This window comes from Haladaptatus rarus, assembly GCF_054177585.1.
The window spans coordinates 547,540-560,319 of record NZ_JBPEHG010000002.1 but is presented as its reverse complement, the minus strand read 5'-3'; the positions used below and the strand labels follow the sequence as shown (position 1 = coordinate 560,319).

At 61.6% G+C, this 12,780-nt stretch carries 12 protein-coding genes and 1 pseudogene; 6 read left to right on the top strand and 7 right to left on the bottom strand.

The window, feature by feature from the left end; translation table 11 throughout:
- Window positions 1-26: 26 nt before the first annotated feature.
- From ACR3FE_RS08205 to ACR3FE_RS08190, 4 genes are all read left to right on the top strand, one after another.
- Complete coding sequence (locus tag ACR3FE_RS08205; RefSeq protein ID WP_458206595.1) at window positions 27-293, top strand: hypothetical protein; 267 nt, start codon at window positions 27-29, stop codon at window positions 291-293.
- Window positions 294-953: 660 nt separating this feature from the next.
- The gene (locus ACR3FE_RS08200) at window positions 954-1,955 is read left to right on the top strand and encodes a TIGR04024 family LLM class F420-dependent oxidoreductase (RefSeq protein ID WP_458206594.1); all 1,002 of its coding nucleotides are present in this window, start codon (window positions 954-956) and stop codon (window positions 1,953-1,955) included.
- Window positions 1,956-2,153: 198 nt separating this feature from the next.
- Complete coding sequence (locus tag ACR3FE_RS08195) at window positions 2,154-2,480, top strand: 2Fe-2S iron-sulfur cluster-binding protein (RefSeq protein WP_458206593.1); 327 nt, start codon at window positions 2,154-2,156, stop codon at window positions 2,478-2,480.
- 15 nt (window positions 2,481-2,495) lie between these two features.
- Window positions 2,496-2,921 carry a luciferase domain-containing protein gene (locus ACR3FE_RS08190; RefSeq protein WP_458206591.1) on the top strand — a complete coding sequence of 142 codons (426 nt, stop codon included), beginning with the start codon at window positions 2,496-2,498 and terminating at the stop codon, window positions 2,919-2,921.
- Between the two features lie 962 nt (window positions 2,922-3,883).
- On the opposite strand, the gene ACR3FE_RS08185 is transcribed toward ACR3FE_RS08190, so the two are convergent.
- Both ACR3FE_RS08185 and ACR3FE_RS08180 read right to left on the bottom strand, forming a co-directional pair.
- Window positions 3,884-4,120: a hypothetical protein gene (locus ACR3FE_RS08185; protein WP_458206590.1), complete on the bottom strand. Its 237-nt coding sequence runs from the start codon at window positions 4,118-4,120 to the stop codon at window positions 3,884-3,886.
- Window positions 4,120-4,263, bottom strand: a complete 144-nt coding sequence (locus ACR3FE_RS08180) for a hypothetical protein (RefSeq protein ID WP_458206589.1) — start codon at window positions 4,261-4,263, stop codon at window positions 4,120-4,122. Before ACR3FE_RS08180 ends, ACR3FE_RS08185 begins: the two co-directional genes overlap by 1 nt.
- Window positions 4,264-4,360: 97 nt before the next feature.
- On the opposite strand from ACR3FE_RS08180, the gene ACR3FE_RS08175 reads away from it, so the two are divergent.
- Complete coding sequence (locus tag ACR3FE_RS08175; RefSeq protein ID WP_458206588.1) at window positions 4,361-5,917, top strand: hypothetical protein; 1,557 nt, start codon at window positions 4,361-4,363, stop codon at window positions 5,915-5,917.
- A gap of 37 nt (window positions 5,918-5,954) precedes the next feature.
- Here ACR3FE_RS08175 and ACR3FE_RS08170 read toward each other — a convergent pair whose 3' ends face one another.
- Entirely contained in the window at window positions 5,955-6,944 is a 990-nt protein-coding gene (locus ACR3FE_RS08170; RefSeq protein WP_458206587.1) for a DMT family transporter, read from the bottom strand.
- Between the two features lie 161 nt (window positions 6,945-7,105).
- Here ACR3FE_RS08170 and ACR3FE_RS08165 point away from each other — a divergent pair, with 161 nt between their 5' ends.
- Entirely contained in the window at window positions 7,106-8,791 is a 1,686-nt protein-coding gene (locus ACR3FE_RS08165; protein WP_458206586.1) for a thiamine pyrophosphate-binding protein, read from the top strand.
- A 37-nt stretch (window positions 8,792-8,828) separates the two neighbouring features.
- Here ACR3FE_RS08165 and ACR3FE_RS08160 read toward each other — a convergent pair whose 3' ends face one another.
- From ACR3FE_RS08160 to folP, 4 genes and pseudogenes are all read right to left on the bottom strand, one after another.
- Complete coding sequence (locus tag ACR3FE_RS08160; protein WP_458206585.1) at window positions 8,829-9,446, bottom strand: class I SAM-dependent methyltransferase; 618 nt, start codon at window positions 9,444-9,446, stop codon at window positions 8,829-8,831.
- A 224-nt stretch (window positions 9,447-9,670) separates the two neighbouring features.
- Window positions 9,671-11,077: an FAD-binding oxidoreductase gene (locus tag ACR3FE_RS08155; RefSeq protein WP_458206584.1), complete on the bottom strand. Its 1,407-nt coding sequence runs from the start codon at window positions 11,075-11,077 to the stop codon at window positions 9,671-9,673.
- 71 nt (window positions 11,078-11,148) lie between these two features.
- Complete coding sequence (locus ACR3FE_RS08150) at window positions 11,149-11,838, bottom strand: 6-hydroxymethylpterin diphosphokinase MptE-like protein (RefSeq protein ID WP_458206583.1); 690 nt, start codon at window positions 11,836-11,838, stop codon at window positions 11,149-11,151.
- A gap of 133 nt (window positions 11,839-11,971) precedes the next feature.
- Window positions 11,972-12,772: pseudogene (gene folP / locus ACR3FE_RS08145) on the bottom strand (dihydropteroate synthase); the annotation flags it as partial.
- Window positions 12,773-12,780 lie beyond the last annotated feature (8 nt).

The window sequence follows — 12,780 nt, the reverse complement described above, 5'->3', positions numbered from 1 at the left end:
CCCATCTCGCCCGAATAGACCGACCCATGCCAGACCCAGACGTTGGTACGGCGACTATCGTCTACGACGACCCCGGCGAGGGGACGATAGAACGCGATATCGAGAACGAGGATGTCGTCTACTTCGACGACCACTGGCTCATCAAGGTCGGTGAAAACGACGAGGGCGACGACGTAGTTCGGCGGATTCCCCGCGAACGAGTCCACTACGTCCAGCGGTCTATCGACGAACTGGAGAAGAAGCTGCAGGGTGCGATCGAACAGGCGAAAGAGCAGTTCGGCTGGTCGGACTAGGAAGGACAGATCAGTCTTTCATCGTCGGATTTCTCGTCTTTCGGATTCTGTCACTAGCTATTGGAGAATCAACGGTAACTGCCATCTATTTGAGAGTTTGTTTCTTTGCCACGTCGCTAGCTATCGCCGACTGTGACCATACCGCCACCGCACCGCGACAGCCACGAGCCTCCCCAGCCGATTGCGTTCCTCACTGCGTTCCGGTACTCATCCCTCGCACGGAGTCAGCACAGCCCCTCGGACGACCGCTGCCCTCGTGGCTGTGCCAGCGCGCGCGACACGGGAAATTTGGATTACTCGAATCTTCACGAATCATTCCGGCGCGCGATGGCGAACCTCTTATGGAGGTTCGCCCGCGCGAGGGACGACTGAATGATGTTCTCGTGAACGCAGTGAGCGAGAACCCGGCCGAGGGTCGCTCGTCCGGAGTAGGGGAGGAGGTTGGGGAGGACGAGGTGCGGTTGCGGTATTCAACGTCGGAGATAGCTAGCAACACAGAAACGAACGGTTTCAGAGAGAAGATAGTTTCCTGTGAATTGGCGATTGCTAGCAACACCGAGAGCCCTGTTCGTCGGAATTTTCTCGACCACGAATATTGAACCCACAACCCGCTCATGAACACCGACAGTGATACGAACCCCCACACCGCATTCGTAGGAAATGCCCGCAGCGAGAACGGTTCACCTTCCGGTCGCGGCACAGCCGAGCGTCGATACGTTGGTCGACCTCACACAGAAAGCGGAAGAATTGGGTTACGAGCGCGCGTGGCTCCCCGAGACGTGGGGGCGCGACGCGGTGACGAGTCTGACCGCGATGGCACTCGGAACCGACGAGATCGGGCTCGGCCCGTCCATCTTGAACGTCTACTCGCGGTCGCCCGCACTCATCGGCCAGACCGCGGCCACGCTCCAAGAAGTGTCCGACGGCCGACTCCGAGTCGGGATCGGGCCGAGCGGCCCGGCGGTCATCCAGGGGTGGCACGGCGAGTCGTTCGACCGTCCGCTCCGACGCACGCGCGAGACCATCGACATCGTCCGCAAGGCGTTGGCTGGCGAGACGGTGAACTACGACGGCGACTGTTTCACGCTCGGTGGCTTCCGACTGCGCTGTGAGCCACCCGAGACGCCGCCACCGATCGACGCCGCCGGGATGGGGCCGAAATCGGTGGAACTCGCCGGTCGATTCGCCGACGGCTGGCACGCGACCGTCTTCACCCCGGACGGGATACGCGACCGACTCGAAGACCTGCGGAGAGGCGTCGAACTCGGCGACCGTGACCGCGATGACGTTCGGGTGACGCTCTCGTTGACCTGCTGTGCGCTGGAGGACGGCGAGCGCGCCCGCCAGCTCGCACGCCAGCACGCCGCCTTCTACGTCGGTGGCATGGGAACCTACTACCGCGATTCGCTGGCCCGGCAGGGGTACGAAGACCTCGCCTTCGAGATCGCGTCGGCGTGGGGCAACGGCGACAAAGAGCGAGCCACCGAACTCGTCGGCGACGACCTGTTAGATGACCTCGGGGCCACAGGCACGCCAGAGCGCGCACGCGAAGAGTTCCAGAAGTTCGTCGATATCGACGGCGTCGATGCGGTGGCGGTCGGGTTCCCACGCGGTGCGACCGTCGAAGATGCTCGCAAGACGATGGCCGCATTGGCACCCTGACCAGTTAGGCAACGTCGGTATTTTTCTTCCACACCGTATCCAGACTGGGGCGAAATTGCCCCGAAAACAGCGTACCATCGTTGACGACCACTGCTGAACGACTGCCAGCCAAAGATGGCCCACCCGACGAAGTGCCTCGACAGGGCCATCTGCTGTTTTGCGGAAAGAACGAAGTCGTCCGAGAGCGATTACCACACCATGCCGACCGTCAGATTCCGTGACCGGGCAATCGAGTGTGAGGAAGGTGCAGTGCTGCGAAACGTGCTCCTCGACGCTGGTGAGACACCGCACAACGGCACGGCACACTACCTGAACTGCCGGGGAAATGCAGCCTGTGGTACCTGTGCCGTCGAAGTAGATGGGGAGGTGAGCGAGCCGAACACGAAAGAGGAGCGCCGACTCTCGAAAACACCACACGACCCAGAGTCGGGGCTTCGACTCGCGTGTCAGACGCGCGTTCTCGGTGACGTGGACGTCCAGAAACACGGGGGATTCTGGGGGCAGAAGATCACAGACGAAGGGTAGATGGGAGAGAATCGAATGACTGACTCGATAGATCGAATCGTCGCGGACGTATCGAATTGGGCGGGTATCGAGACGGGAGATCACCGATTCGGTGGCACCGAGTTCCGTCTCGGCCCCCGGAAGGTGGGCCACGTCCACGAGTGGGGTATCCTCGACATCGCCTTTCCGCGCCGGGTGCGCGACCAGTTGGTGGAGGAGGGCCGAACCGAACCACACCACATCTATCCCGAATCGGGGTGGACGACGTTCTATGTCAGGCAACAGAACGATGTAGATGGTGCGCTCTGGTTGCTACGGCTCTCGTATCTGAGTCACGCGAAGGCGCTACGGAGGTCTGACGCGGGCCGGGGAGTCCTCTCGGAACTCGACGTCGATTCCGAACTCACCGACCTCGACACGAGCGACGAACTACGGAGAGTCGAGGAGAAAGCCCCGCGCTAAAGCGCGGGGATGAATCCGACAATACACTACGCAACCACTATTATAGAATTGCAGTGCGAGAAAACCTACGACTTCAGTCGTGGGATGAATCGCCGTCATCGGTTTCAAACACTGAAATCAATAGATTTGAGTGCCCTCACAACGTATCTGGGTTTGTCGATTCGATGGTTTCCCATCGGATTCTGACAGTCCGAAAATTGGCAGTTGACTCGGTGTTTGCCGCATCAAAACGTGAGCCCTCGGACATGCAGACCGACACAAAACAAGCAGGTACCTCCGAGTCTTTCCCAGGATAGGAGTAACGGGGGCGTGGCACTCCCATCGGCGTGTCGGGTCGGAAACCCGAGGTTCCCAAACCAACGCAACCGGGCGTGGGAAGCCCACGACTTCAGTCGTGGGAGGATGTCACCAAGTAGCTCGGCATCGGACTCTTAGTTAAGCCAATCGCGTAAAGTATCAATTGGAAGACCCGGGGTCGCTTCCCGCCGACACGGACGGTTCTACGCCCACCACCTCGGTTCACAACGAGGTGGGGAGTCCGTGGTTAAAATTCGTTCGCCGTCCTCACAGAACCCGTAGCCCCGCTGGAATCGGGCGGTAACGCCCATGTACGGGAGGGGGTGACGGCACAACCAAACCACGCCCCGTTCGCGATTGCACTTCGCCACGACCATCGTGGCGGAGTCCGGTCGATGGCACGGCCCGTGTCGCCCCCGTCGAAACGATGGGGGCGAATTCCCGCGTTCGCACAGTCCGTTAGGGATTGGGCGCGGGAAGCGCCACAAGCAGGGCGACTCCCTCCGAGTCGGCGTCACCACGCGCTCACCGCCCTGACGTGGAACGCACGAACCCGGTACTCCCTCCGGCGGGAGGAAGTTGCCCGCGGGGACTTTGGAACCGACCCGATGCCCCACGCGGGAATCCTCGCCCTTCAGGGCGGGGAGGATGTCAAGGGCACTTCTCTAGTCTCGACGTTCGGCCCAGTCGGTCGCCTGCTCGACAGCGTCGGCTCTCGACTCGGTCTCGGTGATGGTGTCCCACTCGTCTTCCGACACGTCGTAGGAGTACACCGCGTACCCCTCGTCCCGGTAGGTCAGATTCTCGACGTACAGTTCTTCGCTCTCGTCCTCGCTGAGCCAGATTCGAATCTGCTTCCCTCCTTCCAGGTCTTCACGACGTCGCCATCCCGGAATCGGCATCACGACGACCCCCAATCCGTGATTCCGAGGCTGGTGTCATAGTCCAGACACGTCCAGACTTTCGGCGTACTGGCCGCGGCCCCGCGTTCGAGTCGTTGTGCCCAGTCGGTGATATCCGATTTGCAGTGCGAACAGATGGCCATAGCATCTGTGACGACGGAGTTTCACTTGTACGTTCGGGCGAAGGGGAGGGTCGAGGGTCATCTTTTTATCAGCTCTGTCTAGTTCGATAAACGACTGATGGCTGACGATCCGCGATCTCGCTATCCCCGCGAGGAACTGGTCGAAGATGCTCGAACACTGGCCGAAACGCTCGAAGACGCCCATCCAGACCCCTACACGAATCACGGCGGCAGAGTACAGTTCCATCGTCGCCTCGAAGAGTCGATTCGAGCGATTCCCGAGGACGGAGAATCTATTGAGGACTTTTACGAGCGAATCGCTCGATTCGTCGCCAGGATTCGGGACGGTCACACGAAGGTTCGTCCCCTCGACTCGATAGAAGACGAGGTCGAGGGAAGATCTCCCCTCGGATTTCGCGTCGTGGGAACCGAACTCTACGTCGATTCGGTCTACGACGACCAGCACGCAGACCTCCTCGGCGGGCGACTCGCCGCAGTCGATGGTGAATCGGTGGCTACCCTTCGAGAGCGTCTGTCATCGCTCACGAGTGCCGAAAATGTGTACGGCGACTCCACGAAATTAGCCAAGACACTCGAAGCGATGGATTCGCTCACCCACTTGCTCGGCACTCCAAAGACGGCGCTCCCCACACGAATCGAGATGCACGACGGAACGACCGTCGAACGGAATCTGAATCCAGTCGAAGCGGAAGATCCCGTATCGACGCTCGAAACGACGGTCGAGTATCCGAACACGAACGGTGAACCGGCGTATCGGTTTCTCGACGCCGACCGTTCGACTGCCTTACTGGCGCTACCGAACATGCTCGACCACCGTGAGACGCACGAACTGCTGGCGGCTCTCGAACACGAAAGCGCCGAACGGCAGGCCAGAAGAACCTACGAACGGGTGGTCAGCGAACCTGTTCCGAAAGATCACGAAGAGATGATAGCAGCGATTCCCTCGGCGGCGGCTGTCCTGTTCGAGTTGGCCGAGGAGATGGCGACTGCCGGGACGGAGACGCTTGTGGTCGACACCCGCGACAACGGCGGTGGAACCTCGTTGCTCACTATCTTGCTCGTCTACGTTCTCTATGGGGAAGACGGAATCGCGAAGGCGAACGAAGAACGGGTCAGCATCCCGAAAGATTCGGCGTTGTACAGACGCAACTTCGGTGAGGAAGGCCCGATCGGGGAAACCGAGAACCCGGCGGGTTTCGATTTCGACGAGTACTTCGAAAAACAAGCGTCCGACCACGACGAGGCACTTCCCGAGTTCATCGAACACATCCCGACACTGGCTTCCGAGTTCGATATCGGCGAGTACGAGGGCTACTATCGGCCAGAGACGGTCGTCGTGGTCACATCTGCGTCTACCTACTCTGCAGGTGCGGAACCAGCGTTCGTGTTATCCAGGCTCGGAGCGTCTGTCGTCGGTGTTCCACCCTCGCAAGCGCCGAACGTCCCACGTGATCTTCTGGAAGACGAACTTCCCAACACCGGGCTCGAGTTCACGGTCTCGTTCCGGCACGTCGAGTTTTGCCCCGACGAGGTCGGCGACGTGTTCACGCCGGACGTCGAACTCACGCCTTTCCAGTTCGAGGATTTCGACCGTGCTGGAGATGCGGGGATTCGACTCGCACTCGCGCACACAGACGACGACATTGCTCGGTGAAACGGAGCGGTCTCTTGGCCGATCAAACGAATCGGTTTTAGCGCCGATAGTAGACGTTGCCCGAGACGACCACGGTATCGGACGAGGCCGCTCCCGGAAGCGTCCGCGAAGGGCGGCGTACTGCCACGACCCCACGTTTCAGGGAGGCCCACTTCAGCAGGACGAACCCGGCGAGGATGACGAGGAATCCGAGTACCGTCTCGCGGCTGATGGGTTCGCCGAGGAGGAGCCATCCGAAGAGGGTTGCGACGACCGGAACGACGTAGTTCACGAGGTTGACCTCGCTCGCACCGAGGCGCTCCAAGAGGTCGAAGTAGATGAAGTATCCCGCGAGGCTGACGACGAACGCGAGATACGCGAGCGACGCCAGTGCGAGCGGCGACGGCGACACGGTCGGCCAACCGCGAATCGCGGCGCTCGTGATGTGGAGGAAGAGCGCACCGACGACCATCATCCACGCCTGCTGGGTGAGCGTCGGAAGTGACGTTCGAATCCGCTGTGTCAACACGGACGCGAGCGTGAAGACGATTGCGGCGGCGAACAACAGTCCGACACCGATGGCGGTGCCGTCGAGGGAGGTCGGGTTCGCCACCACGACGACGCCGACCAGCGCGAGCAAGACGCCGACGATTTCGAGAGCATCGAAGCGTTCGTTCGGCAGGAGGACGAGCGCGAAGATCGGCGTCACGACCGGTTTCAGGCTCAGGACGACCGCGGCGACACCGCTCGTGACGTACTGCTGGCCGGTGAAGACGAGCGCGAGGTAGAGGCCGAAGATGAAGATGCCGCCGATGGTGACGAGCGACCAGTCGGTTCGCGTCGCCGGTCGCCACTCGAACTCCTCCCGGCGATAGCCCAGTCCGACCACGACGGCCAACAGCACCACGCTGGCGACGTCGTACCGAAGTGCGGCGAACAGGACGGGCGGAAACGTCCGGAGACCGGTTTCGATAGCGACGAACGACGACCCCCAGATCGTTGCGAGCAGAGAGAACAACGCGACGTTACGGAATCGAGATGATTGCATCGTATTTTGAAACACTCCCTATCAGTTGGTATCGGGCTTATCAGCCGGAGAAACTTCAAAATTATCGGGGTCGAGTTAGCATTTCACAGAGTTTCAGGGAACAGATGCGAACGTCTCTCACCCTCCGGAAACGGTTTAGCCCTTCGCGTCCAGTCACCGCCATGGTAGATTCACGCACGGGGGCCGGCCTGTTCACCGATGCCCTCGAATCCTACGGCGTCGAGTACGTCTTCGGGAATCCCGGGACGACGGAACTGCCCGTTATGCGTGCGCTCGGGGAAAGCGAACTGGAATACGTCCTCGCACCTCACGAGGATATCGCGGTCGGGATGGCCGCGGGCTACGCCAGCACCCGCCAGTACGACGCCCAAGAGGGATGTCCGGTCGGTGTCGTCAACCTCCACGTCGCACCGGGGGTCGCACACGGCCTCGGGAACCTCTACGGAGCGTCCGTGACGGGTGCCCCACTCGTCGTGACGGCAGGGGCACACAGCCTCGATTTCCGCCACGAGGAACCCATCCTCTCCGGCGACCTGCTCGCCATGACCGACCAGTTCACGAAGTGGAGCGCAGAGGTGACCGACGTATCGGCGCTTCCGACGATGCTGCGACGAGCGTTCCGCGTGGCCCAAACCCCACCGACCGGCCCGGTCTTCCTCGCCCTTCCGCTCGATGTGATGATGGCCGATACGGACGCCGAACCGCAACGAGTCGGTCGAATCCAGAATCCCGGCGGGGGTGATCCCACCGGAATCGAACAGGCGGCAGAGTTACTCACGGAAGCAAACGACCCCGTTCTCGTCGTCGGTGACCACGTTCCCCGCCACGGAGCACAGTCCGAGACCGACCCGGTCGATGCGGCGGTTCGGCTCGCGGAGGAGACGGGTGCGCGAGTCCACGCCGAGATCCTGTCGTGTGAGGTATCGTACCCGACAGACCACGAGCAGTGGGTCTCTCACATCCCGCCGGACGAAGACCTCGCGGCGGCGACGATGAACAGCGACACCATCGTCTTCGCGGGCTGTTCGACCAACACGACCCTCACGCGCCACGACCGCGACCTCGTCTCCGAACACGCGACCGCCATCGACCTGAACGACGACCCGTGGCAGGTCGGAAAGACCACTCCGGCAGACGTTGCAGTCGTCGGCGACCTCGGTCTCGTCATGGACGCTATTGCCGAGCAGGTCGAGGTCGCGGACGACGAACTGGCAGGCCGACTGGAGCGCGTCCAGCAGTTCAAGAGCTTCGCACAACAGAAGATCGCGTCGATGGGCGAAGACGAATCCGACGACCCCCGAGCCTCGAAAGCCGAACTCGTGGATGCCCTGCGCTCCGTCGTCCCGGACGCCTACGTCGTGGACGAGGGAGTCACCTCGAAGTACGCCCTGCTCACACGCTGGAACTTCGAGCGCGAATCGTACATCTCGAACAAAGGCGGCGGACTCGGTTACGGGCTACCCGCCGCGGTCGGGGCCGCGATGGCCGAAGCTGGGCGCGACGACCCTAGACCGGTCGTCGGATTCATCGGCGATGGATCGTATCTCTACTACCCGCACACGCTCTACTCGGCGGCGCGGTACGACGTGGATCTGACAGTCGTGATTCCGGACAACCGCAACTATCGCATCCTCAAGGACAACACCATAAAGCTGTTCGGCGGGACGGACGACGACCACGAGTTCGTCGGGATGGATTTCGAGCCACCTGTCGAGATTCCCAAGAATGCGGAGAGCCACGGAGCGTCGGGGTATCTCGTGGAGTCACCCGAAGACATCGAATCGACGGTAGCGACCGCGCTCGAAGAAGACGGCCCGAGCGTCGTGGACGTGCTGGTTCACGACTGAGATCCCGAGAAGGAAGACGAGATTTCGGCTGCCAGTGCTATTCGGTTCGGAACACTCGAACCGTGTCTCGTTCGAGCTGTTCGGAATCGACCTCGACGAAGCCGCGTTGGGTGAAGACGTGCTTCCAGTTTCGAAAGTACAGCGGGAAGTCGTCGTCGATGTACTTCACCGCGACCTCTCCTGTCGCTCGGTCGTCGGCCTCACCTTCGTTTTCGACCGTGATGAGGTAGCCGTCCGTGATCCGGGCGAGTTCCTCGAAGATCCCCTCGTCGTCCGGGTGGAGGTGCTGGAGGGTCTCGACTGAGAAGATGGCATTGAACTGGCCGGTGTCGAACTCACCGACGACGTTTCCAATCGCATCGAGGTAGAACCTGCCACTCGCTTCGAGGTCGGGATACGTCGTCTCCATCACGTCGAACGCCTCGTCGTTGATGTCGATGCCGGACAGATTTTCGTAGCCGTTGTCGTGGAGGTGAGAGAGATGGCGACCCGAACTACAGCCGAGTTCCAAGATTGCCGCAGTCGAGTCGAGGACGGAATCGAGACGCTCGCGTATCAACTCGCTCGTCTCGTTCGGTCCGTAGTAGGCGTAGTAGTCCGGCGAATACTCCCCCGACCGTTCTGCCCATTCCTGACGGACTTCATTGGAGTCCATTCGAAACGGTATGTGGCCTGGCCGTAAAACCCCGGTGACCACCGACGAGATTCGAGACACCTATCGAACTCGCGAACTCGGCGGGTCGTTCCGCGAACTGTACTCGGAACCACGGGGATCGTGTCCTCCGCTACACAGTTCGCCATGCGCAGGCCGCCCTCACCGGGTCGAATCAGTAACGACGAGAACGGTCTCTTCATCGCCAGTGCTATCGTCCCGTCCTCTCACTGTACCCGCCCTCCATCCCGTGTCTCCGGGAATATCTTCCCCGGATTCAACGTGTCGTTCGGGTCGAGTGCGTGCTTGATCCGTCGCATCGCTTCGACGCTCTCCGTGCCGTGTTCGAGTTCCAGATACTCGCGCTTTCCGCGACCGATGCCGTGCTCGCCCGTGCAGGTGCCACCGACGTCGATGGCGTGCCGGACGATCTCGGTCTGCACCTTTTGGGCGCGTTCGACCTGCTCGTCGTCGGTCTCGTCCACCAGCACCGAGTAGTGGAGGTTGCCATCTCCTGCGTGACCGAAACAAGGGATCAGCAGGTCGTGGTCGTCCGCGAGTCGGCGCACGAGCCGAACCATCTCGGGATACTCGCTGATGGGCACCGTCACGTCGCCGGGATGGAGCGGCGAGAGTTCCGGGTCGTAGGTCTGCACCGCGTAGGCGAGTTCCCGCCGGGCCTGCCACAGTTCGTCCATCTCGTCACCCTCGGCGATCTCGAACCGTGACACGTCGTGTGCCTCGAACACCGAACGGCAGAATTCGATCTCTTCCTCGATGCCGTGATTCGCGTGGAACTCGACGAACACCATCGGGGAATCCGGGAGCGAAGCACCGGTGTAAGCGTTGGCCATGGTCGCGCTCGTCCCGTCCACGAGTTCGATGGTCGCCACGTCCACACCCGAGCACACAGCGTCGGAGACTGCTTCGACCGCGTCCGACAGGGTTTCGAAGATGGCACGACCGCCACGAATCTGCTCGGGGATTCCGGCGAGTTCGAGCGTCGCGCGCGTGACGACCGCGAGGGTTCCTTCGCTGCCGACGATGAGGTCTTTCAGGTTGTAGCCGCTGGAGGTTTTGACCGCCTTGCTCCCAGCCGTGATGACCGACCCGTCCGCCAGTACCGCTTCCAGTTCGAGCACCCAGTCGCTCACTTCGCCGTACTTCACGGTCTTCATCCCACTGGCGTCGTTCACGATCATCCCGCCGATGGTCGAGATGTCGCCCGACGACGGCAACGGTGGGAAGAAGAGACCGTCGCCGGCGACGGTCTCGTCCACGACCGAGCCGAAGACGCCCGGTTCAACGTCCACTTGAAAGTCATCGGGGCGTACGTCGAGCACCGAATTCATCCGACTCACGTCCATGCTGATACCGCCGCGAGCGGGGGTCGCGTTCCCTTCGAGACTCGTCCCCGCCGCGTAGGGCGTAACCGGTACGCCTCGCTCGTCCGCCGCCGCGAGCACGCTCGCCACGTCTGCCGTCGATTCGGGCCACACTACCGCGTCGGGTGTTACCTGTTCGTCTTCGGGGGTTCCCCAGTCCCCCGCGTGGCCGGAGCGATGGGAGTCACCGAACGAGAACTGGTCGTCGTCGAGCGGAAGATCGCCGAGAAAGGAGCAGTCGTGTGCCATATGCTGTCGGTGGACAAGAACGACGATAAAACTATGCCGTGCCGCCATGTCGAGGTGACGCTGAACCGCTCCTATACCGGTAACGCGCTCGTATCGATGTCGTCTCGGCGACCGTCCAACACGGAAAATCGTTCCTCCCGGCGACGTTCCAACCAGTAGAGCAGTCGCTCCGCCCACTGCAACTTCTTGCGTTTCATCTCGCTCACTGCCGGGTCGTCGAAGTCCCAGCCGAGGAAGACCAGTTCGGCTGCACCGAAGTGATCGGCGAGGAAGGCCGCTCGGTCACCGTCGGTGAATCCGCCGAAGTTGGAAACCGGGGCACGAGGTTCGGCCTGTGTCGTCGCCAGCACGTGCTTGGTGTCGAAGGTCGGGACGAACTCGCGGATGGCCGGGATGTTGTCACCATGGGCGTGCGCCGCGACCGGAATCCCGTTTTCGGTCAACTCATGGGCCGTCTCGGGGTTCTTGTCGAGGTCGGTGACCATGCAATCCACGTCGATACCTGCATCGAGGAGGATGTCTGTGGCGGTCGAGGCGGTGAAGACGAGTTCCGCTTCTTGCGCACGGTCGAGTTCGTCGTCGAGCGACGGCCCTGCTCCGGCGATGGCCACCGTCCTCCCGTCGATATCCTCGAATCGAGCGTGGTCGAAGGGGACGGCGAACTCCGCGAGTATGTCACGCGCACGTTCGTCGGCCTCACGAGCGAAGCCAAAATCGTCGAGAATGGCGGCGTAGACCGGTTTCCATTCGGAATACTTCATCCGTCGCTCCGAAAGTGTTGGGTGGCCGCACCAGAAGTGCGTCCAACGAGTACCCCTACCCATGGAAGCACTTCCGGCTTACTCCCCGTTGGTTGGTCGTTCGGCATAAGTCTTCCCGTCATTCTTCTCGTCCGAAGACGCGCCCGATCGTCGCCGCGTCGAGCGTTTCTGCGACATCGTGTGTTCGGATCACGTCGGCACCGCGTTCGACCGCCAGTGCCGTCGCCGCGAGGCTCGCCGGAAGTCGGTCGTCGGTTTCTCTGTCCACCACGTCACCGAGGAAGTTCTTCCGATTGATGGAGACGAGGAGAGGTCGTCCCAGTTCTCGAAACTCGCCGAGGCGATGGAACGTCTCTCGGTCGTCCGCAAGCGTCTTCTCCTCGCTCCAGCCGCCGAACGCCGGGTCGAGGATGGTCTTGTCAGTCAGGGGGTCACTGGCCAGCGCGTCGTAGATGTCATCCACGCGCTCGATCGCGCCCGGACGACGGAGGTCTGGCGGACTCGCCATCTTCACAACAGCGGCGTCGTGGCCCTCACAGATCACCGCCATCTCCGGGTCGGCGAACCCACAGATGTCGTTCACCATGTCGAACCCCCGCGAGAGCGCTTCGTCGGCGACTTCGGCGTAGCGCGTTTCGATGGAGAAGACCGCATCGCCGGAAACTCGTTCGATGGTTTCGACCGCTGCGTCCAACCGGTCGAGTTCCTCCTCGGCAGTGAGCACTTCGAACCGCTTGTTCGCCGATTCGAGACCCACGTCTACGATATCCGCACCTTCGGCGAGCAGTTCGGAATCGACGTACTCTGCGGCAGCAGCCGGATCGTCGTACACACTTGGGTCGTACGGCGACTCCTCGCTGACGTTCAACACGCCCATGATACGGGGCGGATACTCCGGGCCGATACCGAGTCCTGCGGCGGAGACGTTCTGCATACTCGAAC

What these genes read in the sequence shown, in the direction of transcription:
- ACR3FE_RS08205 (WP_458206595.1), top strand. Translation starts at nt 27, where the DNA reads ATGCCAGACCCAGACGTTGGTACGGCGACTATCGTCTACGACGACCCC.
- ACR3FE_RS08200 (WP_458206594.1), top strand. Translation starts at nt 954, where the DNA reads ATGCCCGCAGCGAGAACGGTTCACCTTCCGGTCGCGGCACAGCCGAGC.
- ACR3FE_RS08195 (WP_458206593.1), top strand. Translation starts at nt 2,154, where the DNA reads ATGCCGACCGTCAGATTCCGTGACCGGGCAATCGAGTGTGAGGAAGGT.
- ACR3FE_RS08190 (WP_458206591.1), top strand. Translation starts at nt 2,496, where the DNA reads ATGACTGACTCGATAGATCGAATCGTCGCGGACGTATCGAATTGGGCG.
- ACR3FE_RS08185 (WP_458206590.1), bottom strand. Translation starts at nt 4,120, where the DNA reads ATGCCGATTCCGGGATGGCGACGTCGTGAAGACCTGGAAGGAGGGAAG.
- ACR3FE_RS08180 (WP_458206589.1), bottom strand. Translation starts at nt 4,263, where the DNA reads ATGGCCATCTGTTCGCACTGCAAATCGGATATCACCGACTGGGCACAA.
- ACR3FE_RS08175 (WP_458206588.1), top strand. Translation starts at nt 4,361, where the DNA reads ATGGCTGACGATCCGCGATCTCGCTATCCCCGCGAGGAACTGGTCGAA.
- ACR3FE_RS08170 (WP_458206587.1), bottom strand. Translation starts at nt 6,944, where the DNA reads ATGCAATCATCTCGATTCCGTAACGTCGCGTTGTTCTCTCTGCTCGCA.
- ACR3FE_RS08165 (WP_458206586.1), top strand. Translation starts at nt 7,106, where the DNA reads ATGGTAGATTCACGCACGGGGGCCGGCCTGTTCACCGATGCCCTCGAA.
- ACR3FE_RS08160 (WP_458206585.1), bottom strand. Translation starts at nt 9,446, where the DNA reads ATGGACTCCAATGAAGTCCGTCAGGAATGGGCAGAACGGTCGGGGGAG.
- ACR3FE_RS08155 (WP_458206584.1), bottom strand. Translation starts at nt 11,077, where the DNA reads ATGGCACACGACTGCTCCTTTCTCGGCGATCTTCCGCTCGACGACGAC.
- ACR3FE_RS08150 (WP_458206583.1), bottom strand. Translation starts at nt 11,838, where the DNA reads ATGAAGTATTCCGAATGGAAACCGGTCTACGCCGCCATTCTCGACGAT.